Source organism: Prevotella sp. P4-98, assembly GCF_002251405.1.
Lineage (GTDB): Bacteria > Bacteroidota > Bacteroidia > Bacteroidales > Bacteroidaceae > Prevotella.
Map to the genome: position 1 here is coordinate 81,903 of NZ_NPJC01000028.1, position 22,879 is coordinate 104,781.

Consider the following 22,879-nt stretch of genomic DNA (forward strand, 5'->3'; position numbering starts at 1 on the left):
TTGGTTTATCTTATTTCTACAGCTGTCAACTACTTGCCGCATACTGTTTCCTGCGCCTCTGCATCGGCACGAAGTACCTGCAAGGCGTCGCTCTGATCCTTTGCCAACTGCGCTTTCAGGGCTGAGGCATCGGCAAAACGCTGTTCGTCGCGCAACCTACCGACAAAGCGCACATGCACAGTCTGTCCATAGAGATTGCCGTTATAGTCGAAAAGATGCACTTCGAGTGTTGTAGGCCGACCGCCAAACGTTGGGCAATGCCCGATATTCATCATGGCAGGCAGCGTAGGTCCATCCACACCGATTGTTGCCCATACGGCATAAACCCCAGCCTTAGGCAGCAGTTTATGGGTATCGGGCGAGAGATTGGCAGTGGGATAGCCAATCTTCATACCGATCTGTTCGCCGCTGACCACTTGACCTTCGAGACTATAGTCGCGTCCAAGACAGTAGTGCACCTTGTCGAGCGCACCGTCAGCCAACAGTCGTCTGACCATCGACGAACTCACGGGGCAGTCTTCTTCCGTGATGTTGCACGGCTCAAGCGCCTCAACATCCATATCCATCTCCTGCCCATAGCGCACATAGTCGCTAAAGCCAGCAGATCGGTCGTGGCCGAAACGGTTGTCGTAACCCGTCAGCAGAAGCTTCACGCCAAGTTGTTGGCGCATCAGCAACATAAAGTCGCAGGCAGCCAAGCCAGCCATCTCTTCAGTAAACGGCAGTACCACGCAACGCTGCACACCGGTGGCGCACAGCAATTGCAACCGCTCATCGAGTGTTGTCAGCAGCGGAGGACACTTGTCAGGACATACCACACTGAGTGGATGGCGGTCGAACGTGATGACCGTAGATATCAGTTTTCGCTCGCGTGCCTTATCTGCCAGTTGTTCGAAAACAAAGCGATGTCCGCGATGCACACCGTCAAAAACTCCGATGGTTGCCACCGCCAATCCTTCGAGTTGCATCGCCTTATCGTATATTAATATTTCCATTTCGGGTACAAAATTACAAAATTTCATGCAATTAGTTGCGTATTTGCAAAAAAAGCAGTACCTTTGCACCGCAAAAATTTGCGGACTTGTAGCTCAGTTGGTTAGAGCAACAGACTCATAATCTGGAGGTCCCAGGTTCAAGCCCTGGCTGGTCCACCTCTTAAAATCAAGCACTTACGAGCAATCGCAAGTGCTTTTTTCTTTCTCTGCGTAAACAATGCGTAAACAAACTGTTTGAGTTTACGCAATTCTACCATTTGAGTTTCTTTGAAGGTCGGTGATATTAAATGGTTAATAGAAATTGTACCAATTACATACAAAGTTCAGCTCTTAACCTTTCAAAATCTTCTGGCATATGCGCCTTTATGTATGCTAGTTTGTAACAAATCTTTGCTCTGTTTCGAAAGAATTTTCTGTTCGAGAGGGAATGTTGGCGCAATTCTATCTCGTGTAGAACAATCTTTATAGCCGAACTATATCGTTCTTTCTCTTCATCTGAAAGTGAATCAATGTAGGCAAGAATATCGTCCTTTTGTTCTTTCCAGAGTAACATGCCATGTGTATCACAGAGGATTTCCTTTACTCTCTCCATTTCTGTGAACCTTGAATAGGTAAAAGGTTGTATCTCCTGTATTTTCAGATAGGTGTAGATATACGGATTAACTGCCAACCCGTGGCTAAGTGCGATTGTTGCTGTCAATTCATCCATATTTTTAGGCTTAATTCGGAGAAGGTCGTACTTGTCCCATTCGGATTCCATCATAAAGATACCGTCTGTGTCTGCTCGTTGAAACAACTCAAACGTAGCAACATCATCGAACGGAAGATTATTTGCGTCAAACTTGTCAGCAATAAAGGCGAGCATCTGCTCTGCCTTCTCCTCTGTCATCCTTTTCATGCGCGTGTCCTTTCTATGATTATATACAACTTACTGAACTTTACTATTGGGCGACCAAGGTAGGTTGAAGTGTTATAACCATTTGCTTTTGCCCAGTCGATTATTTGGTTTCGATATTCTTCAGGATAATAGATAGTAAGCATCTTCTTCTCAACCATCTCGCTCCATGTAAGAGGAATACCAATGTTGTTGATTTCATTGATCTGTGCAATACCAAGAGCCACTGCTGTAAGGCTTTTCGTAAAATCGCCCTTCTCCAGAGTTGGAACCACCGCAAAGTATTGCTTTACTCCATCAACAAGTGATTTGATAGCGAGCAAATCCTGAGAAAGGTCAAGTTCTGCAATGAAGTTGACCTCTGCATCAACAAGTTCATGAAACAGGTTGCCATCCTGCTGCCCGAGTTGTTTAAGCCCCCAATGTGTTTGAAAGCGAAGTGTCTCTACTGCACTCTTCTTTGCATGTGATTCAGCTTTCTTCTGATTCTTTTTCTTTGCCATACTTTGTATAAATTTGATTATTACTATTACTTTATACGATGAGATTTCTTCAAAATCGGTCATTTTACAGTTTTCTCTGCAATATTTCCGCAGAAAATAGGCAATTTTTGCCTGTTTTTGCCGTTAATTTAATAAATTTGCAGAAAAATTCTGAATCATGATCAGTAAAACATATCTCAGATATATTTGGCTGCTTGACACTATCAAGCGATCAAAATATCCTCTCACCTTTGAGGATATTGTTAAGAGATGGGAGGCTTCTCCCTATGCCTATATGGGTGGTTTACCAATACGCACCTTCCACGAACACCGTAAAGGTATTGAAGAAATGTTTGGAGTTATCATAGAATGTGATAAATCCAAAGGTTACATATATTATATAAAGAATCCAGAAGTCCTGATCCAAAATCCTTATGCTCAACTTTTATTGCGTAAGTATAGTGTTCCCCAGGACTTCACAACTTTCAATATGATGCGTGACCGTATCTTACTCGAAGAGATACCTCATGGTACAGGTTACTTTGACTCAGTTGTAGAGTCTATGAGGACTAATACGGAACTTATAATTGACTATCAACGTTATGAAGGGCAGCGAGAAACGCTTACGATGCAGCCTTATTCTATGAAGGTGTACAACAGAAGATGGTATGTACTTGGCTATATAAAAGAAAAGGAATCCATCAGGCATTTGGCATTGGAAAGATTTCTTGACCTTCATACTACAACTAACAAGTTTGAATTTCCCAAGGACTTCATCCCAAGAAAGTACTATGACAATGTTGTAGGTATCTATGTGAATGAAGAACTTCCTGTCGTTAATCTGAAGATAAGGGTGTATGGTGTACAGATGGAATACATGAGAATGTTACCACTCCATAAGTCACAAAGTGAAGTCAAGTCACGCTACGGTGAGTTCGCCGAGTTTACCTACAGAGTCTGTTTAACACCAGAATTAAAGTCAAAGATACTGGCATTGGGACCAAACGTTGAAGTGTTGGAACCATTGGAATATCGTGAAGAGATAATGTCCCAAATTAGTGCTTCTCTTGACAGATATATGAAAAAAGAGTAAGAAATCCGATGGTATTCTGCGGAGTTTACGCACACAACACCCCCAAAACACCCGATTTTACCCATTTTCATTCGTATATATAATAGAGACACATAATTTCGATAGTACAATGAATAAGAAAATTTTAAACCGCGTTAGTCAGTCTTTGGATGCGTATTTAAAAGTATGAATCTAACAACAAGAAGAGTAGAACAACTGAAAGACAGGGCTATAGCAAGATTAATAGAGAATGGCAAAAAATAACACTGAATGTCAGCAACGCCTATGGATATTGAACGATTATCAGTCAATAATTGAAGACCCGGAATCCTATGGCTACCCCAATATAGAGGAGCACATGGATGAGGTCATTGCTGACATCAAAGAAGACGTTGAGAAAGTCTTCTGCTGCAAGATAAGTGAAGGTTTTATAAAATCTCAAATTAAAGTCGAATATGGAAGATAGAAATTCATTCAGAGGTTTTGGAATAACTGATGAGTTTGTAAATCGTTTCAAAGCAAGTAAATTCTACAAGGTTATCTATCAGGAGCATACAGACGAAATAATCGTTGGAGTGCGTGATGGTTATATCTGTCTGTATTATAACTGCGACTGTATCGCCAAGATAGAACCTTCATACAATCTTACTGCCCAAATTGACCCATACTATACCAATGGACAGTATTCATCATTGACCGATGATGAAATGGTGGAACTGTTCTCTCTCATTAAGCAGAAAAGCGATGAACGCAAGAAGAGAGAGAAGCAAGCACAGCAAAGGCTATACATACAGAACAACAACAGTCTGTCATCAGAGTGGTTCTGCATAGATGTTGAATATACGAAATCATTGCGAGGAAAGTCAAGAGCAGAAGATTGGAGGTTTGATATAATCGCCATCAGCAAATCAAAACCCCACAAGATTGCTCTTATAGAGCTGAAATATGGTGCAGGAGCATTAGGTGAACCTTCTGGAATACGCACACATGTAAAAGACTTCTATTCATTCCATGTGCAGGATTCAAGTTGTGAGTTTAGCTTTGGTGAATTGAAACAAGAAGTCGTATCTATGATAAGCAAGCTGGATATGCTTGGTGTTAGTATTCCTGAAGAACTTGCTGAAGTTGATGGGAACAAAATATCAGATTCGCCTGAATACTACTTCATTACCTTGAACAACAACCCTGCAGAAGAAGGCAAGTCATTACCCAAACAAACGATGAGTGGGTATCTCTTTGGCGACAAAAGATGGAACTGTCAGCGAATATCGAAGTTGGTTAAAGAAGAAGGTGACTATTTCACTCTTATACACAACGACAAGACATTCGTTCCAAAGTTCTTGTTCTCTAACAAATGCTTGCCAGACTTCACCATTTCCGACATAATCAATGACGATAGTTATGAGCAGGAAATCATAGACGTATCAGATAAGACTGAAATCTATTCAAAGACCACCCTCCAATCTAAAGAAAGGACACAAACAGAAAATGATACGTTGTTCAAACGCAAATGCCGCATACATCAGTCATGGTTCCGTGAAAAGGTATTGAAACTGGGCATGGGTATAAATCCACGTACTCATCGCGCTGTCAATGAAACCGAGGAAGACTTTCTTGTCAGAAGACAGATGGTTGAAGACATCAACCACCTAACAGATACTGATGCTTCCCTGCTTATGAACTTCGTTCCTTCATTCCATGAAGAAATACGAAATGCCTTGATTGAAAGGTATGGCAAAGTGCCTGTATCTCACGATTTGATGAACGATATGCTACGCAGCGAGAACATACCATGGAATATCTTTGTACCAATGTTCCAGGACAAAGACGCTGCCATTTGTGTATTGAGAAAACTGACAAACAGAAACAATATAAAAGAGATAACAGGCTGGAAGATTGAATATAACCCGAATACTCTTGGTGACAACACGGCCTTTGACGCATTTGTTCAGTACAGAACAGTGGAAGGCAATACCGGAATCATTGGAATTGAAGTAAAGTACACCGAGGAAGGGTATAAGGTACACAAGAAGGAACAGGAACGGATAGATGAACCTAAGTCATCATATTCCATTGTCACACGTGACAGTCACTGTTTCATTGAAACAAATACAGAGCAGTTCAATACAAGGGAATATATACAGATCTGGCGTAACCACATGCTCGCTATCTCCATGGGAACGGAGTATGAATGCCAATACGATTCTGTAACCATCTATCCTTCCGGCAACACACATTTTCATTCAGCCAATGGTCGCCCTGGAGCCCTTGAACAGTACATGAACATGTTGACAGATAAGGGAAAGAGCACATTTCATTACACTTCATTTGAAGAACTCTTCAATCTCTTTGACTTGTCATATAACGGTGAGCGACACAAGAGTTGGATTGATTACCTCAAAGCCAGATATATAGTTGATGAAGATGAAATTGAGTGCAATCAGCATGTCTGCACCTCTTACCAGAAGGATAATCGACAACATGCAGCAGAGAATATTGCAGATGTGAATCCAAATACGTCCCAGACTATTGAGGTAGTATTGGATGGTGCAAACCAGGAATGGGTTCTTAACCTTGTTGATTATTCACTCGACGATATGCTCAGTACCTCAAAGGTGAGGGCACGCTTCACAAATGATGCACCTATAGCATCAAGACAAGTTTCTACAGAAAAATACTACTCGTTAGACCAGTTCAAAAAGGCATATAATCAAGAACGAGGTTCCACCCATGACAACAAGAATGCCGCCTATTGGTATTTCTGCCGTTCTGTCAAGATTGGCGATGTCATCTACCTTGCAAAAGGTCCTGTCCTTTACGGCTATGCGGTAGTCAAAGGCAATGAAGTGATAACAGATGAAACTACAGGTGAACACTGCTGGAAGGTAGAATGGCATAAATACGATAAGGAAATAGCGATAGATGCAAATATCGCAACACCGTTCTTTGTGAATCTCCAAGTTCAGAAAGACAAGATGATTCGCCTTCATAAGGCTATAGAAAAGCATTAAATTACAAGACATATGAACATAAAAATTCACAGAGGACTTGACCAGATTGGTGGCTGTATTACGGAGATTTCAACTGAAACTTCTCGTGTGTTTATAGACTTCGGCCAGAACTTGCCAGGGAATGGCAAACCAACAACTCCCGAAGAGGACGAAGTGTTGGTGACACAGATATTTGCTCAGAACAAGAAACAGCATGAAGCTGTATTCTACACACATGGGCATGAGGATCACGTCGGATTGTTTGAATACATTCCTGAAGATGTTCCCCAGTACATGAGCGAAGGAACCAAAGGATTACTGGAGATAAAGTACGATGTTCTTTACGAGGGCGCAGACTTAAAAGTCAATGAACTCCTTGAAAACGAATGTGATTCTCAGGAGTATAGCGACGCTTTGAATAGGCTCATATCTGCTGATAACAAATGTAAGTTGCTCAACAAGATTGAGGTATGGCAGCGTACTTCACCACGCAAAGTTCCAGAAAGCATCTGCATTGGCGACATCAAGGTTACACCTTTCTTCAACTGCCATAGCATCTATGACTCCCACATGTTCCTCATCGAAGCTGACGGCAAGCGTATCTGGCACATGGGCGACTATCGCGAGCATGGCTATATGGGTAAAGGGCTGATTCCTACGCTGAAGAAATATGCAACAGACATCGATGTGCTCATTACCGAAGGAACGATGCTGAAACGTGACGACAAGTGCATCCATGAGCAAATTGTGTCGTACAAAATGCAGAATGTAATGAAAGCCTTCAAGTATGTCTTTGTCCTTGCATCTGCCACTGACATAGAAAGACTGGCTGCTATTAAGCAAGCTTCTATCGATGCTGCCAAACCACTATGCATTTGGTCCTTGTTTATGAAGAAAACGATGGCATACTTCACTGAGTGTGAATCAAAACAGTCAAAAGGTTTGTTCTCGTTCGAGCCATTGTTCTACAATGATCGACTGCTGAAGAAACTGAAGCAGACTGGTATGACAATGGTAGTAGGTACATCGCAGATGGAACGTGTAAAAGGATTGCTCGACAAGCTGCCCCAGGAAGAAACACTTCTCATCTACTCATCATGGGATGGTTACTACAAGGATCCAGAGCAAGTGAAGATAAATCCGAAGTACAAGGAGTTCCGTGACATGTTTCACAATGTTGTAGATATACACACCTCTGGTCATGCCGACCGCCAGACAATTGAGAAAGTAATCAAAACCGTTAAACCTAAAGAAGTTATCTGCATACATAAGGAGGCAGATGCTGAATTATAAACGACGCCAAATATGGGAAGATACAATAGCAGTATTACAAGAGTTAAGCCTCTTGGTGATGCAATAAGGAGTAATCATGATATTCTGAAACGGATGTTATCTATTGTGGCTCCAAATGTGCCATCAGTCTTTGGAGATTTTGAGGAAAAGAATGTTTATTATACTGGCTGGCAAGGAGAAAAAGCATTACCTGCAACACCAGAACATTTGAAGGTCATTATAAAAAAGATAGTTAACGATGAAGCATTTAGAAAGTATGTGCAAGAACGTGATAATTCCACAAAATCAAACAAAGATAAACGCCAGTTGTTATTCAATCTTGACCAAAGCATGATAGAACAGGCTTCAACATCAAAGTTTGTTCAATGGAACACGTTTGAAGGTAGTTCCAAACCAGATCTGTTTATAGAGAATGATAAGTTCATCATATTGATAGAAGGGAAAAGAACGGAAAGCGACACAACAGATAAGGTGTCATATTTGAAACATCGCAGCCAAATGGTAAGACATATAGAAAATGCGCTACATCATTGCAATAACGCAAAGCAGGTTATCGCATTCTACGTTGTTGAGGAAAACTGTGGGTATGAAAATCACTGTGTAAAGGAGTATATTGAAAAAGAAATTGATGCCGAGACAATTGAAAAAAGCCATGCACTCAAGAAGGCTATATTAGATAGCTTTTACGGATATACTACCTGGGAAAAACTATCTGTTGCTCTTGGTATAAACTTCCCAGACATGGCAAATGAATGACCTGTTAAAAAACCAAATTGAGATAAAATGACAAAGAACGACATACTCAATTACATATACAATAGTCCTCTTGACTGCGAGAATACACCAGCAGAGCTTGAAAACATGCCAGGAGATAAACTGTTAGAGTTGGTTGGTGGAGTTATTGACACCAAACCCAATGATGGGAAGCACTCATACGAGATTATTTCTATTGATAGCTTTCAAACCGCAAAACAGTATGAGCATTATGCTCCAACCTGGTGCATCTTCCAGTCAGAAGAGGTTTTCTATGAGGAAAGCCACCAAGGAACCTGCCATTTCATCTTCTGCAAGCGTGACGATGCAGAAGATTATGGAAAGTTAGCTTTTGGTGAAGGTTATCCTTATGACAACTATGGCATGTCATTCTTTGCGGTCCTATTGACACAGGGAAACAGAGTTGTATCGGTTACATCCCGAAGGAATTGGGACGAAGACTATGATCATTACCTCAATAATCAACAGCTTAAAGAAGCGTTGGGCGAAGTCCTGTACAAAGTTACAATCAATGAAAAGCCTATCAGGTTGCTTCAAATCTCAGATACTCACAATAGACATAATGAACTGACCAACCTTCCAGAAGCAGATATTATCATCCATTGTGGCGACTTCACGGAGCAAGGTACTGAAGAAGAAACTCTAGACTTCCTGAACTGGTTCTTAGAATTGCCTCACATGCACAAGATTTTCGTCACTGGCAACCATGACCTTTGTCTATGGGATGCAGAAGGTATAGAAGACCTTCCCGAAAACATTCACTTCCTCCAGGATAGAGGTTGTGAAATAGAGGGAATTAAATTCTTCGGGTTGGCATACAATCATTCGGAAGAACTCATTCCTGACGGAATAGACGTTCTTGTTACCCATGAGCCACCTGTAATGATCCTTGATGAATCGTCAGGAACCCATTGGGGCAATGCACCTCTAAGGAACAAAGTGTTTGAGATTAAGCCCAAGTATCACTTGTTTGGTCATGCACACGATGCTTTTGGCACAGAGAAACATGATGGGATTGTATTTTCAAATGGCGCATTGTTAGATGACAATTACAACATGCGTTATAATCCAAAGGTGTTTCTTCTTGACAGAAAGTGACCTTGCTCGGTTCAAAGTATAAACTCGGGGTGTAGCATTTTGCTATCCCTTTGTTCTTAGAACCAAGATACAAATTTGACATGGTGATTAACCAGATTCGCAAAACACTAATAAAGAATATTTTCGTAAACTTCTATAAAGTTGACAGCCCTGTCCTCACGGATGGGGCTGTCTCATTTATAAAATCAATGACTCAACAATTCCATGGTGCTCCAAACTTCACCCAATAGTACAAGAGTAAAGACAGTACCCCAGTTCGGGATAAGAAATAGTTTATAAAAAAGTTGGTAGCCTCATAAATATTTTGTACCTTTATAGGTGAAAATCAAATAGTTACAAAAATATTTAATATGACTACCGATTGCAAAGTTACAGAATTATTTTGTATTATAGACGAGTTTTGCAAACATTTTGATGCAGAAAATGCAGGAAATTTGCTGGAAGACAATAGCGGAGTGAAGCGTAGACGGCGTGCAGCATCGTTGTCCGACAGTGAAATCATGACGATTCTGTTGTATTTCCATTTCGGTACATTCCGCAATTTCAAGCACTACTACCTGTTCTTTATTAAGGGTACGATGAAGTCTTATTTTCCGAAAGCTGTGTCGTACAACCGCTTTGTGGAGTTGGAAAGCCGCGTGTGACGGAATACAGCTGGTGACAGGGTTGCGCGTAAACATGAGAAACAAGCTGATGCCGTTCTATGACAGAATGATGCTGCGCAAGAGATACATTATCGAAACCATTAACGACATGCTGAAGAATACGGCACAGATTGTACATTCACGCCATAGATCTGTAAGCAACTTTATCATGAACCTTATTTCTGCCTTGGGAGCATATTGTTTCTTTGATAACAAGCCAAAGGCATTGAAAGGATACTGCATCGAAGACACGAAGCAACTTACATTGTTCTAAGGACAGAATAATCTCTTTCGATTCTTTATATATAGCCCATGTCTGATGGTATGGGAAGAGAATTCACGTATCTGTCTTCACATGCAACTAATCGCTATTTTATCCCGAATTGGGGTAAAGTAACAAAATATCTATGAATCAGCGAAACATAATTCAAAATAAAATTACTTGAAACATAAAGAAATTTTATTCTAACAGACTCATAATCTGGAGGTCCCAGGTTCAAGCCCTGGCTGGTCCACGCTTCTATTACAGCGACTTACGAGCATTCGTAGGTCGCTGTTTTTCGTTTCTGCGTAAACCACTAATAAATACAGGTATGAAACTTATAATGAACTGTGTGTGTGATTTTATATGCGGGAAAAGTGTCAATATTGCCAAAAATTCCGTGTACATACTATATTGCACAACTGCATTGATGAGCATCTGCTCCACGGTATTGGGGCCGTTAAAGTATGAAATCTTATCAACGCCTTCCAACATGACCAGAACAGAAACCGCAGTTCTTGATTTAAGATCGCCTGTTCTATGTCGTCAATCAAAATCCCAATCATATCTTTGTATGTTGTTGGTTTAATAATCACATGACAAATTATTCATACTACAATATCAACTTAGTCACTCATCAGTGACCAAGTTAAGTGACTAAGTCAATGACCGTTTGTATTTTTGACTTCGACTATTAGGTTTTTCAGGAATAGTCATAACCAAAAAACCACCCCCTATAAGTGGGTCAATATAGCGATGCTTAACATTATATCTGTGTTTAAGGCCAAGATGCTCCATTATTTCTGTCATACTTCTGGGAGTAGAACAAAAATCAATTACATCATTAAGCGTGTCATTTAACTTAGTCACTGACTTAGTCACTTTTTCTTCATCAGTGAGCAAGTTAAGTGATAAAGAAGGTCTCACGACAACCTCAAAAGCTGTAATCTTGTCCACACAGAACTCTGGTTCAGGATTACCGTTCTCTTGCAAGAGATTCTTTACACGTTGAATTCCACGATTGAACATATTAACGTACTTCAATCCACGCATAGCTTCTGCAACAATAGGATTACGATAGTCATTTACCGTTGGGAAGTTCTCTGGACGAGCCTCACCATACAGACCTCCAGCATTAAGAATTTCAATTCGATCTTCATATTGATAAAGTCGTATTGGCATATTGGATTGGTAATCTCTATGCATACATGCATTCATTAGCAATTCTCTCAAAGCCAGGTCAGGGAAGTTCAACACATTCTTCTCACGTAACATACTAATAGGCATAGGCCGAGAAGTGACCACAGCATCCCGCACAAAATTTTCCAATTGTGGCAGTATCTTACAAAGGCTTCCTTTAATTTGTCGTTCATTAACGATTTCACTACCACGATCTTTCCCTGCAAAATGAACATATTGCACATAACACCCATGCATGTAGTACTGTGGGGCTTTACCAAAAAGAATCATTGCTGCATTCGTAGGACATTCATGTGTAAGGTCGTACAAATGAATTGCAGCCAATTGTTCCTTAATATCACGAGTGTCATTAGCCAATACTTCGTCATCAAGAATCTGAGGTAGATACTCTTTCTTAATAAAGCCCGTATCAATATCATCGATAGTTGCGCCAAAGCAAGGCATAGCATCAAAAGTAGCCATATAGGATGTTCTGCGTTCAAGCAATATCCGTTCTTCCGCTTCACTGGCAATATCTCTGCGAGGACCAATACGAACAAATGTCCGACCACGATATCGTACAGGAGGAATCAATGATGGTGAAACTTCAGCTACAAGTAATTCTCCATCCTCATATTCAAATTTTTCAACCGACATAATAGGAAGAGGCAATATATTTCCATTTGAACGTATGGCCGAAATCTTTTTTAGCAAATCATCATCAACCTTCAATCCCGATAAAGTTCCATTATCATATGCACCAAGAATCAGATACCCATTCTTTTTAGAATTAGGTAAATCATTCGAGAAGGCACATATTGCTTCTTGAAACTTATCCATATCTCCTGTTGATACGGTACGCTCAATTCTATATGTCTCTGTGCTTGTCAAAAGTTCACGCACTTCTTCTTTTGATATCATGCTATTCCTATTATTGATTCTTTATCAAACTCTTTATTACTTGATCTATTGCCTCTATAGATTCACGGAGTTAGAATTAATATTTATCGGTGCAAAGATACTTCTTTTATTTGATTCTGCCAAGCCATTTAACAGCTTTTCGGTCGCTTGTGGCGAAGCTTCTGCCTTATGAAAACTTTGCGCATGGGGTTTTTGCCAATATTCTGCGTAAACCATGTAGAAACAAACGGTTTGAATCGGAAGCGCTGTTTCGTTTCTGCAGCGATGAATTGGCGAGTAAGGTGTAATGATTCAGAGGGGAACGGTAGAAAAAACGAGGAGACATCAAGGCTTTTTTAATTTTTTTCTTTACCTTTGCAATCAGAAATAATAAGGTAAAGAGAAAAGCAATACCGAAGGATTGAAAACTAAAGACAAAACACAAAGCATGAAAAAAAATATCTTGATTACCCTCTGCCTGCTCATACTGTCAGCCACCATAACGTGGGCACAGGATGCCAACTTTTCTGAGATTCATTCAAACACCAGCCAACAGTCGCGCACACCTGAAGGTGACCGCCACCACTATGGACTATGGGCAAAAGACAAACTGATGTCGCTACCTCAGTTTAAGTCGCACTGGAAGTCGGCAGCAGACTCTATCCAGAAGCGTCGCGAGTTTGTCAATCTCTGTGGCAAGGCGTTTGGCTATTACGACGAGAAAGATGCGCTAAACACGGTTATCTATGGCGACAGCGCCCTGCGCACAGGTTTTGATAATGACCAGATATACTTCTATGTGGCACTCTCCTACGAGCAATTGGGCGACTACAAACAGGCTGAGCGCACCTTTAAGCAGGCTCGCTCGCGTGGCATTCCCAATGCCGGCAGAGCGCTGAAGGCTTTCCGCAAGCGCATGAAGGAAATGAAGGAAGCCTCCAAGAAGTAACCTACCCTTGCAGGCAGGAAGATTGAGGCAACCCTTTTATATGTTATATAATTCAAGTTTCGCAACTGAGGGAATTGATTGAAGTTAAAGACGTTATCACTCCCTACGGTCGTTCGGGAAGTTAAGAGACAATAGCCTTTTGCCGTAAGACGTAGGACATTTGTCCCTTAACTTCTCTCTAACTTCCCTCTAACTTCTCTCTAACTTCTCTCTAACTTCTCTCTAACTTCTCTCTAACTTCCCTCTAACTTCCCTCTAACTTCCCTCTAACTTCCCTAACTTCCCTAACTTCCCTAACTTCCCTTAACTTCCCCACATGCGAAAGTTCAGTTATATAATAGGTACACGTGTGTACGCATGCGCACGCGCGATGTTGCAAAATTTCGACCACTCGACCACCACAACGGCATAACGCGCTATGCGTGTGCAGTTTACGTGGGTGGTCGATTACGCTGACTCGCGGTGTTCGACCACCATTCGACCACCCTTCGACCACCAGCCATCTGCCGTTACCATCACAGAAACAGCTTGACCAAAATAGCCACCAATACACGATTTTGCATGTTCTGACGACCGGCAACACCCTTGTCTAACGTTGGACAAGACTATTGCATAATATTTGACACCACTATTTTCCGATATTTGAAACAATTTGTTTCCAACGTTGAAAAGGCCCTTGTCTAACGTTGGACAACACTCTTATCTAACGTTGGACAACACTCTTATCTAACGCTTGATAACACTCTTATCTAACGTTTGATAACACCTTTATCTAACATTGGATAACACTCTTATCTAACGTTTGACAATAACTTTGTCAGCCGTTTGAAAATGCCTGAAAATAATTTTTGTTTACTTCGCGTGAATATCCGCCATGATTTTCGGGAAAAGCATGCGTGGTCGAAGTGTGGTCGAAAGCACGGGTTTGTAGCAATCGACCACAGTCTGAAGATGCTGTCTCATAGTCGATTACACCACATCTGTGGTCGTGTGGTCGAAATTTTTAGAAAAATAAAATTTTAAGGATTCCAAGTGTATGTACCCTGCCGCCCATCCGAGATGATTGCTGTCTCGATACCGACCTCCCGTCAGAAGAGTCGCCACTTGGAGGACTGGCAGATTCTGAGCCATGTACCCATGGGGCAGACGAAGCGACAATACGGGCGAACAACCACGAAAGACAATAGCACAAAGGCGATGGCGATGGCGATGACCACCCACGATGCCGACTGGAAGATGAATGCGGCAAACGGTTCATAGTCGGTCCAATCTGCCCACACCCCTGTCCAGATGAGGATCATCAGCACGCACCATAGCAGTTTTCGGAAAATGTCCAATCCCCGCACGAGGCGGGCACCCATCTTCACCTTATAGCTGACACACCGACTTGCCATATACTGCAGCGATCCGAATGGGCACAGGTGGGTGCAATAGTATGACTTATGGCCTATCAACGGATAGACCAAAGCGACCAAAAGCATGAGACAAGGCACCGCTACCGCCAGCGGATTCATGCCGTGTGCCATATATCCCATGAGCGAGGTGTAGGACAGGAAGGATCCACACCATAAGCCGAGCACCACCACATTGAGCGTGGATTGGCAGAAGCGGTAGGTTTTGTTTTTCACAAACAACGGCAGGATGGCAGCCATCAGCACCACCAGGATGCCGGCTATGTTTTTTACCGACCAGTCGAAAGACGGTTGCGCGATGGTAGCCTGTGCGCGACGGGCATACGCCAATCCGCGCTGCACGTTGCCGATAATGGCTTTCGAAGAAAAGGTAGCACCCGACACCGCATCCACCTGCAGAGCCTCAGCCTCTTCCGTGGTTTTGCCGTTCCACCGGGAAAGCAGCACCGCTGCCGTTTCAAAGAAATCTTCCGTCTCCTGATTGGGCAACGCCTTGATATGCTCCACCCTGTTGTCTTTGATGGTAATCAGGAGTGGAACCGTTCCGGCATAGCCGATAATATCTGATGCGATCGACGTGGTATTCACCACCATAGATCCATCGTCGAGCACCTGCAAGGTGTCGTTGTCGGCTTGGTGGGCTGTGGCTGTTGTCGCTTGGAAGTCGTGGCCGGGCAACGAACCATGTTTCGCCAGGGCAATCGAAGCGAGAATCAGCAATCCCGCCAACAGGCTGCCCATTTGTCGCATAGCATCTTTCTTCTTCATCATCAATACTTGTCGTTGTGATAGATCATCGTGTTTTCGTGCACAAAGATACGGCGATTATTTCTAATCTCCAATTTTTCCAACACAAAATAAAGGATTCCTCCACCCCACTTGTTCGTTTGTCTGTTGCCCCACACAGCAATTCCACAAGGTGAAAAATGCATATAAATAGGTGAAAATCATAAAATTATTGGGATTTACGCTTGTCATTTTCACAAATATTCGTATCTTTGCACCCAGAGAATCACGATACTTATCGTTTCCGAAATAACGAACAAACAAAAAATATAATTATAGATCTATGAGAAAACTATTATTGTTATGTGCCTTGATCACAGCATCGGGTACATTCTTTTTGAGCTCCTGCTCTAAAGACTCAAACCTCTACGATCCCAATCAGAAGGTCAATGAGTACAACAACAGTTGGAACCAGCAGTTTGGAGCCATCGACCCCACACAAAACTGGAATGTAGCAACCACCGTTAGCGCAACAGCCGCTTGCCCCACCATTGCCGGTGAGAGCGAGATGCGCATCTATTCTGATGCTCCGCTGGAAGACGAAAGCAACCTGATGGCAGTTACCAAACTGACCAATGGCGCAGGCAGCATCTCGTTTGATGCCAAGAAGGCTGCCAACCACGTATTCGTTTCTATCAAAAACAGCGAAGGCCTCTTCAAAATCTACAACTACTATGCTATCGTAAACGGCACAGTAAACATCACCCCATCAGACTATATCACACCAACTCGCAGCGGATTTACACGTGCTGCCAATTGCCCGGTGACAAAAGGTGAGAAGAAGACGCTGAACAACCAATACGAATCATTAGTCAAAGATATGATTTGGTGGAACTGGACTACAAAAACCGTTGAAGAATGGAAACAAGTTTACCAAGGTCAAAGTGTTCAGTATTACAACCCTGGTCCTTTCACCACAGAATCTATCGTAACCAAAAACGCTGATGGTTCTACCAACTATACTGTATTTGACTTCTCAAATGCCGAGCTTAAGCCTGATGCAAAATGGGTTGGATCTACCAAGAATATTGAAATCACCCTGCTCAACGGTGTTGCTCAAGAAGAAGCTGTTCCCTGCTGGACATTGGGTCAAGGCTACAAGCTCTTCGGTCCTGGCTCATTCTTCATGGAGAGACAGAAGTACTACAGCAGCGAAAAACTTAACCTCTACACCAATGGTCTTGAAGACTTGAAGAAAGTGGAGAAGGGTTTCTCTATCGTTACCGAAGGTGGAGAAATCAAAATGCCAGTAGTATATGGTGCGACACAAATTTCAGACCGCGTCGGCTACGTTTACTACAAAGACGGACAAGACCCATTGGCTCAGCCCCACTACATCTTGATTAACGATGCACGTCCTCAGAGCAACATCTATTTCAACAGCTGGAAAGGACAAACCCTTAATGATAACATGCAGTTGGAAGGCTGGAACTCAACAACAGAGTCACTCGGCAGCTACGCTAAAGACACCAAGATGTATGGCACTTCATACAAATTGGCTTTCTTCGGCGAGAACCACGACCAAGAAGCAACCTACAATTTCCCAGCAGGCTACCACATCGTGTTCTTCATCGCACCATATCAGCCATACAATACCAACGATTACAGTAACCACAATGGTAACTACACAGATGTCAACTACAACTACTCGCTGCCTGAACTGAACAAGCGCATCAACCACTTAGACCAAAAGGACTGGGTGATTTCTAAGCCTACCTACGATCCCAACCGTGGCGCTATCAAGGCTGCCTCTTGGACCTTCAACGGACAGACATTCCTTGGATTTGAAGATGGTGGTGGCGATGAAGACCTCAACGACATCGTATTCTGGGTAGAAGGACAATACAAGACTCCAGAACCTCCAATCACCGTGCCCGACCCGGATCCACTGCCCGAACCACAGTCAGAATCATGGATTATCGCATGCGAAGACTTGGGTAATACCGACGATATCGACTTCAACGACGTAGTGTTCAGCGTTAGCCATACCGCTGGCGAAACCACAGCGAAAGTCACTCCGCTGGCTGCAGGTGGTGTGCTGCCTTCAAACATCTACCACGGTGGCAACAACCTCGGCGAAATCCACAACCTCATCAATGGTGCACAGCCCAATGCCAACGGACAGTATTCTATGCTCAACACCGGCAGCAAGGGCACTCCCGGTAGCGCAATCACCATCAACGTGCCTGCCGACTACTCTGTAACCAACCATGGTTTCACAGTAAAGGTGAAAGACCAGAACGAGTCTATCGTGCTTGAGTCAGCAGAGATTGGCACAGCTCCCCAGATGCTTGTATTGCCAGGCGAATGGGCATGGCCTACCGAGCGTACTCCTATTGGTACCGCCTTCCCCATGTTTGTAGATTGGAGCAAGGCTGCCAATACCGCAATCGACTGGTATAAGAGTCCCGTAGAAGGTAAAGTGGTGAAGTAATTCACTACTCCCTGTACAATCCCCCAATCACCCTAAGCAACTCCCACCCTACCTGGGTAGAGTTTCTTAGGGTGATTTGTTTGTTTCATCCCCTTGCAGGAAGACCATACCCTGCATCGCATTCCCCATTCCCTTCGGGATGTGTTCGGGATGCGTTCGGGATGAATATGATATGGATATAGTATGGGTTTAGTATGGATTCGGGAAAATAAAACTGAGCCAACCTGATAAGGAAGGCTCAGTTGGTCATACAGCAGATGGTCGTTGCTATTATCTATAGGTATTGGTATTATCGGGATAGAGATACCAGTCGCGTGCATTATAGCGGTCGCGTCCCCAGTCGAAGAAAGAATGGCTGGGCGTGCAGTAAGCACCATCATAACCGTTAGCTCCGAGCGTTCCTATCACTTTTCCTTCGCGGGCATAACGGAAATCCGTAGCCACGAGCAAAGCCCAAATATAGTTTTTAGAATAAACCTCCTGGTTGGCACCGTTTATATATTGGTGGATCACTTCGTCAGCTTTATACGTCATGGTATGGGTTTCAAAATATCCGCCATTATAGGAAGTGACTGCAAAGAGGTCGAGATCCATCATATTGAAATCGTTGAAGGAGGCACGGCTCGACTGATGAAACAACACACGAAACTCACGCTTCACCGTTCCCACCTTCATTCCCAACTTGCCGGTAGTAGCCACCTCAGCCATATCTTCGTCGGTCATGGTGTTGTAATAACAGCGCACCACCTGCTGCGCATTGTCCATAGACCCTTTGCTGATGGCATAGTGGGCATCGCAGAATAGCGGAATGCACACGTCGCGGTTGGCAGGATTCACCTCGCTCGTCTTCTCTATAAACTTGCGGGCCTCGGTTGTCGGCACAAAACTGCTGCCGTATTTATAATAAGGATAGGTGTCTTCTGCCTCGTAAGTAGTACCCACCACGGCGGTATTCACCCCTTTCAGGCGCATGGCAGCACCTATGGGGTTGACCGTTCCCACCGCTTTGAGATTGGTGGAAATAATCAGCGTATCGGGATCGGTGGTGTTGGCAGCATAGCGCTTGTTGAGCTGAACGCCCATCACCAAGTCGTTGAAATCGTAGTCGCCAGGCTGTGGAAACGCATCTTCAAAACAGAATGTATAGGGTTGCGGACTTACTCCAGCCAGCATGGCAGGCGTAGAACCACGCAAATAGGCATTGCTGAGGTCGGCTGTGATGTTGACCTCATTGGTTCCAACGGCAATACGAGCCTCTTTCACTTCGCCCGCCGCATCGACAATAGCTATCCATAGCTCCGAAAGAACCGTCGGACACGACACGTTGACCGACTGCCGGTTGGCTCCATTGAGTTTCACATGTTGCAACAGTCGGGTTGTTGAAACGGCAGGAATGCCCGTAAACATATAAACCTCATAGCTGTCGGCAGAAGGCAGTATGACCGACATGGTGAGTTCTCGTGCCGTAGCCCAAGTATGTCCTGCATCAAAGTCCTTAACAGGAAATTCCTCTGCCACCAGATCAACATATCTTTGTTTTTGGAAAAACTCATGTTGACAAGCAGTCAGCACAAGCGTTGCCATTGTTGCGGCAATCAATAGTTTCGGTTTATTCATATTTGTTCGTAATAAAAACAGGATACAAAGTTAAGTAAAATAATGTATATCAGCACTATTCTTGATGGAATTATGATTTTTTAACATACTGTTAACTATACAAAAACGAAAAAGTTTTTATCTTTGCACCCACAATGGAAAGACTCTATATATAACGAAAATGAGCCAACCGTTTAATCTCATAGAATTATCAACAACAGTAAAATTAAAAATCGAGAAAATGAAAAAGATTCTTTTTGTAGGAATTACAGCCTTAGCCATGGCTAGTTGTACGCACGATGACTATGCCCCTGTTAGTAAGCAAGAGCAATATCAAGCTGTCTTCGAAAAGGAGTTTGGGGCAGTCAATCCTAATGTTAACTGGGGATTCACTCCTCAGCAAGTATTCACATTCGACAAGGATGGCAAGCTCATTGGTACTCGTGGTTCAGACCCCAATGCCAACGACTGGTATAAATATCTGACCGTACCCGCCCCACTGACCGACGCTCAGAAAGAAGTGGTACGCAAATGGTTCCAGAATAACCCAAACCCTAAAGGCCTCGAAGTCAACTGGAGCGACTTCTTTGTACAGCAAGTGTATAAAGGTGGTACTAATCCTGGTTCAAATTCGCCCGAAATTTACGATATTCTTAAGGATGGTGTTCTCGACAAGGATAAAGGTAAAGTTACTGGTTCCAATCAGATGGACTGGCTGCATTGTGGTAACAACTCAAATGTCGGAGACCACATCAACAACTTCAACCGTGGTGATGGTGGCAATATGAATGTTGGAGAGGGCAACAACAAGTTCCATAATGACACAATCATGTATATGAAGGACTACAACACCACTTGCTTTGGTTTCCACGATTCTTATGGAGATAAATACTACGACAACTCATACGTACTGATCCCCGGCGATATCATCGATCCTATTGTGGCAGGCATGTATTTTGTAGGTTTCGACTATCAGATGCAGAAATACGACAACGGAGAATTAAAAGTCGAACCCGACGGATACTATAGCGACTGGATTGTCAGAATAGCTCCAGGCCTCAACGCTCCTGGTACAGCTATGCGCGTCATGGTAGAGGATATCATCGATAGCAATCTGGCTTCTGTACAGACCAGCGACTGGGACTTCAACGATGCTGTATTCGATGTAAAATTCGAGTACAATTGGAAAGATGGTCACAATCAAAAATTTGCTGTCATCACTTTGCACGCAGCTGGTGGTACGAAGTATCTCACCATCGGTGGACAGGGTGACAAAGGTGTAGAGGTGCACAAAGCTCTCTGTGTAGAAGAACAAGGCACTATGATCAATACCGGCAACGGAGCCACACGTCCTGTAGCCATCTTCCGCATCCCTGTGGCAGACAATGTGAACAATGCCAACGATATTCCCGTTTATGTAGGCGCACAAGAACTGACAGCTCACCAGGGCGAAGCTACCCAAAAGCTTTGCGTACCTACAGACGTAAAATGGATGAAGGAGCGCGTACAGTTCATAAATTCCTATGATCAGTTCAAGGACTATGTCAACAGTAACACTCCTGACAACTGGTACAAGAGTGTCCAAAACTTAGGAAATTTATACTAATTCTTTATAATCATATAGACACAGGAGGAAGCGTGTCGGCGTATTGCCGACACGCTTTTTCTATGAAAAGACCAGCATATATTTGGCGTTGTGACAGAAAAAGTGTAATTTTGTTGGCTGTATATGGTTTTAAATTATATTTGGGTAGCATTCTTCATCATCGCCTTTGTGATAGCGATGGTGAAATTGGTATTCTTTGGCGACTACAGTGTGTTTCCTGCCATGATGGATTCCACATTCAGTTCGTCGAAGACAGCCTTTGAGATTTCATTGGGATTGACGGGTGTATTATCGCTATGGCTCGGTGTGATGAAGGTTGGCGAACGCGGTGGCGTGGTCGATGTATTGGCACGAATCCTATCGCCGGTATTCAGCAAACTCTTTCCCGATATTCCCAAAGGGCATCCCGTCACAGGCAGCATCTTCATGAATATTGCAGCCAATATGTTAGGACTCGACAATGCCGCCACACCATTGGGATTGAAAGCCATGGAACAGATGCAAGCCTTGAATCCAAAGAAAGACACAGCATCCAATCCGATGATCATGTTTCTCGTGCTCAACACCAGCGGATTGACCTTGATACCAGTCAGCATCATGGTTTATCGTGCTCAGTTGGGTGCTGCCCAACCCACCGATATCTTCATCCCCATCCTTTTGGCCACATTCTTCTCGACGTTGGCAGGAGTGGTAGTCACCTCACTATTCCAGCGCATCAATCTACTGAACCGCATCATGCTGCTCACACTTGGTGGTGCCTGTCTGGTGGTGTCAGCCATTATTTGGGCATTCAGCCAGATGGATGGTGAGACGATGAACCGCGTCAGCACGACAGTAGCCAACATCCTGCTGATGTCTATCATCATAGGATTCATCCTTGCCGGAGTGCGCAAGAAGGTAAACGTCTATGATGCTTTTGTAGAAGGAGCCAAAGACGGATTCCAAACTGCCGTGCGCATCATCCCCTATCTGGTGGCTATTCTGGTGGGCATCGGTGTGTTTCGCGCATCGGGAGCCATGGACATGCTGATAGACGGTATGCGCTGGACGGTAGAACAAACTGGCGTGAATGCACAATGGGTGGATGCGCTACCCACAGCACTCATGAAACCGCTATCGGGAAGTGGGGCACGCGGCATGATGGTCGATGCAATGACCACCTATGGTGCCGACTCCTTTGTAGGACGCCTGTCGTGCATCTTCCAAGGATCTACCGATACCACATTCTATATCCTTGCCGTATATTTCGGTAGTGTGGGTATTGCCAAAACCCGACATGCCGTAGCCTGCGGCTTGCTGGCAGACTTTGCAGGCATCGTTGCCGCCATCTGCATCAGCTATCTCTTCTTCTATTAAGAAATAAAGAAACTGAACTATCGCATGTGGGGAAGTTAGAGGGAAGTTAGAGGGAAGTTAGAGGGAAGTTAAGGGAAGTTAGGGAAGTTAGGGAAGTTAGAGAGAAGTTAAGGGACAAATGTCCTACGTCTTACGGCAAAAGGCTATTGTCTCTTA

At 43.4% G+C, this 22,879-nt stretch carries 17 protein-coding genes, 1 tRNA gene and 1 pseudogene; 13 read left to right on the forward strand and 6 right to left on the reverse strand.

Going from position 1 to position 22,879, the window contains the following annotated elements; all coding sequences use genetic code 11:
* Nucleotides 1-29: 29 nt before the first annotated feature.
* Nucleotides 30-995, reverse strand: a complete 966-nt coding sequence (locus tag CIK96_RS04720) for a bifunctional riboflavin kinase/FAD synthetase (RefSeq protein WP_158214827.1) — start codon at nt 993-995, stop codon at nt 30-32.
* An 82-nt stretch (nt 996-1,077) separates the two neighbouring features.
* Between CIK96_RS04720 and CIK96_RS04725 the strand changes: the two genes are divergently transcribed.
* Nucleotides 1,078-1,151 (forward strand) — tRNA-Ile (locus CIK96_RS04725).
* A 154-nt stretch (nt 1,152-1,305) separates the two neighbouring features.
* Here the strand turns inward: CIK96_RS04725 and CIK96_RS04730 are convergent.
* Nucleotides 1,306-1,884, reverse strand: coding sequence for a hypothetical protein (locus CIK96_RS04730; RefSeq protein ID WP_158214828.1), 579 nt, complete (start codon nt 1,882-1,884; stop codon nt 1,306-1,308).
* A gap of 5 nt (nt 1,885-1,889) precedes the next feature.
* Entirely contained in the window at nt 1,890-2,393 is a 504-nt protein-coding gene (locus CIK96_RS04735) for a hypothetical protein (RefSeq protein WP_094439946.1), read from the reverse strand.
* Nucleotides 2,394-2,550: 157 nt separating this feature from the next.
* Between CIK96_RS04735 and CIK96_RS04740 the strand changes: the two genes are divergently transcribed.
* From CIK96_RS04740 to CIK96_RS13685, 8 genes and pseudogenes are all read left to right on the forward strand, one after another.
* The gene (locus CIK96_RS04740; RefSeq protein WP_094439932.1) at nt 2,551-3,465 is read left to right on the forward strand and encodes a YafY family protein; all 915 of its coding nucleotides are present in this window, start codon (nt 2,551-2,553) and stop codon (nt 3,463-3,465) included.
* A gap of 229 nt (nt 3,466-3,694) precedes the next feature.
* Nucleotides 3,695-3,910, forward strand: a complete 216-nt coding sequence (locus CIK96_RS04745; RefSeq protein ID WP_094439933.1) for a hypothetical protein — start codon at nt 3,695-3,697, stop codon at nt 3,908-3,910.
* A complete protein-coding gene (locus tag CIK96_RS04750) occupies nt 3,900-6,455 on the forward strand; it encodes a hypothetical protein (RefSeq protein WP_094439934.1) in 2,556 nt (851 codons plus the stop codon). The genes CIK96_RS04745 and CIK96_RS04750 overlap by 11 nt, the downstream gene beginning before the upstream one ends.
* 12 nt (nt 6,456-6,467) lie before the next feature.
* A complete protein-coding gene (locus CIK96_RS04755; protein ID WP_094439935.1) occupies nt 6,468-7,727 on the forward strand; it encodes an MBL fold metallo-hydrolase RNA specificity domain-containing protein in 1,260 nt (419 codons plus the stop codon).
* Between the two features lie 12 nt (nt 7,728-7,739).
* Nucleotides 7,740-8,483 (forward strand): hypothetical protein, encoded by a 744-nt coding sequence (locus tag CIK96_RS04760; RefSeq protein WP_144007483.1) that lies wholly within the window; start codon nt 7,740-7,742, stop codon nt 8,481-8,483.
* A 540-nt stretch (nt 8,484-9,023) separates the two neighbouring features.
* Nucleotides 9,024-9,599, forward strand: a complete 576-nt coding sequence (locus CIK96_RS04765) for a metallophosphatase domain-containing protein (RefSeq protein WP_094439947.1) — start codon at nt 9,024-9,026, stop codon at nt 9,597-9,599.
* 350 nt (nt 9,600-9,949) lie between these two features.
* Nucleotides 9,950-10,243 (forward strand): hypothetical protein, encoded by a 294-nt coding sequence (locus CIK96_RS13680; RefSeq protein WP_371591491.1) that lies wholly within the window; start codon nt 9,950-9,952, stop codon nt 10,241-10,243.
* Nucleotide 10,244: 1 nt separating this feature from the next.
* Nucleotides 10,245-10,517 (forward strand): annotated as a pseudogene (locus CIK96_RS13685) (transposase); the annotation flags it as partial.
* A 645-nt stretch (nt 10,518-11,162) separates the two neighbouring features.
* On the opposite strand, the gene CIK96_RS04775 reads toward CIK96_RS13685, so the two are convergent.
* Entirely contained in the window at nt 11,163-12,605 is a 1,443-nt protein-coding gene (locus tag CIK96_RS04775; RefSeq protein ID WP_094439937.1) for an ATP-binding protein, read from the reverse strand.
* 427 nt (nt 12,606-13,032) lie between these two features.
* On the opposite strand from CIK96_RS04775, the gene CIK96_RS04780 reads away from it, so the two are divergent.
* A complete protein-coding gene (locus CIK96_RS04780; RefSeq protein ID WP_094439938.1) occupies nt 13,033-13,533 on the forward strand; it encodes a tetratricopeptide repeat protein in 501 nt (166 codons plus the stop codon).
* 1,088 nt (nt 13,534-14,621) lie between these two features.
* Here CIK96_RS04780 and CIK96_RS04785 read toward each other — a convergent pair.
* Nucleotides 14,622-15,716, reverse strand: coding sequence for an FMN-binding protein (locus CIK96_RS04785; RefSeq protein ID WP_371592425.1), 1,095 nt, complete (start codon nt 15,714-15,716; stop codon nt 14,622-14,624).
* A gap of 298 nt (nt 15,717-16,014) precedes the next feature.
* Here CIK96_RS04785 and CIK96_RS04790 point away from each other — a divergent pair, with 298 nt between their 5' ends.
* A complete protein-coding gene (locus CIK96_RS04790; RefSeq protein WP_144007484.1) occupies nt 16,015-18,165 on the forward strand; it encodes a DUF4114 domain-containing protein in 2,151 nt (716 codons plus the stop codon).
* A gap of 270 nt (nt 18,166-18,435) precedes the next feature.
* On the opposite strand, the gene CIK96_RS04795 is transcribed toward CIK96_RS04790, so the two are convergent.
* Complete coding sequence (locus tag CIK96_RS04795) at nt 18,436-19,782, reverse strand: LruC domain-containing protein (RefSeq protein WP_094439941.1); 1,347 nt, start codon at nt 19,780-19,782, stop codon at nt 18,436-18,438.
* A 220-nt stretch (nt 19,783-20,002) separates the two neighbouring features.
* Here CIK96_RS04795 and CIK96_RS04800 point away from each other — a divergent pair, with 220 nt between their 5' ends.
* Both CIK96_RS04800 and CIK96_RS04805 read left to right on the forward strand, forming a co-directional pair.
* Nucleotides 20,003-21,367 (forward strand): DUF4842 domain-containing protein, encoded by a 1,365-nt coding sequence (locus tag CIK96_RS04800; protein WP_144007485.1) that lies wholly within the window; start codon nt 20,003-20,005, stop codon nt 21,365-21,367.
* Nucleotides 21,368-21,490: 123 nt separating this feature from the next.
* Nucleotides 21,491-22,723, forward strand: coding sequence for a nucleoside recognition domain-containing protein (locus CIK96_RS04805; RefSeq protein WP_094391522.1), 1,233 nt, complete (start codon nt 21,491-21,493; stop codon nt 22,721-22,723).
* The last annotated feature ends 156 nt before the right edge of the window (nt 22,724-22,879 follow it).

Excerpts from the sequence above, each read along its gene's own strand:
- CIK96_RS04730 (WP_158214828.1), bottom strand. The coding sequence starts at position 1,884 with ATGACAGAGGAGAAGGCAGAGCAGATGCTCGCCTTTATTGCTGACAAG.
- CIK96_RS04760 (WP_144007483.1), top strand. The coding sequence starts at position 7,740 with ATGGGAAGATACAATAGCAGTATTACAAGAGTTAAGCCTCTTGGTGAT.
- CIK96_RS04780 (WP_094439938.1), top strand. The coding sequence starts at position 13,033 with ATGAAAAAAAATATCTTGATTACCCTCTGCCTGCTCATACTGTCAGCC.
- CIK96_RS04740 (WP_094439932.1), top strand. The coding sequence starts at position 2,551 with ATGATCAGTAAAACATATCTCAGATATATTTGGCTGCTTGACACTATC.
- CIK96_RS04750 (WP_094439934.1), top strand. The coding sequence starts at position 3,900 with ATGGAAGATAGAAATTCATTCAGAGGTTTTGGAATAACTGATGAGTTT.
- CIK96_RS04805 (WP_094391522.1), top strand. The coding sequence starts at position 21,491 with ATGGTTTTAAATTATATTTGGGTAGCATTCTTCATCATCGCCTTTGTG.
- CIK96_RS04795 (WP_094439941.1), bottom strand. The coding sequence starts at position 19,782 with ATGAATAAACCGAAACTATTGATTGCCGCAACAATGGCAACGCTTGTG.
- CIK96_RS04785 (WP_371592425.1), bottom strand. The coding sequence starts at position 15,716 with ATGATGAAGAAGAAAGATGCTATGCGACAAATGGGCAGCCTGTTGGCG.
- CIK96_RS04755 (WP_094439935.1), top strand. The coding sequence starts at position 6,468 with ATGAACATAAAAATTCACAGAGGACTTGACCAGATTGGTGGCTGTATT.
- CIK96_RS04800 (WP_144007485.1), top strand. The coding sequence starts at position 20,003 with ATGAAAAAGATTCTTTTTGTAGGAATTACAGCCTTAGCCATGGCTAGT.
- CIK96_RS04720 (WP_158214827.1), bottom strand. The coding sequence starts at position 995 with ATGGAAATATTAATATACGATAAGGCGATGCAACTCGAAGGATTGGCG.
- CIK96_RS13680 (WP_371591491.1), top strand. The coding sequence starts at position 9,950 with ATGACTACCGATTGCAAAGTTACAGAATTATTTTGTATTATAGACGAG.
- CIK96_RS04735 (WP_094439946.1), bottom strand. The coding sequence starts at position 2,393 with ATGGCAAAGAAAAAGAATCAGAAGAAAGCTGAATCACATGCAAAGAAG.
- CIK96_RS04790 (WP_144007484.1), top strand. The coding sequence starts at position 16,015 with ATGAGAAAACTATTATTGTTATGTGCCTTGATCACAGCATCGGGTACA.
- CIK96_RS04775 (WP_094439937.1), bottom strand. The coding sequence starts at position 12,605 with ATGATATCAAAAGAAGAAGTGCGTGAACTTTTGACAAGCACAGAGACA.
- CIK96_RS04745 (WP_094439933.1), top strand. The coding sequence starts at position 3,695 with ATGGCAAAAAATAACACTGAATGTCAGCAACGCCTATGGATATTGAAC.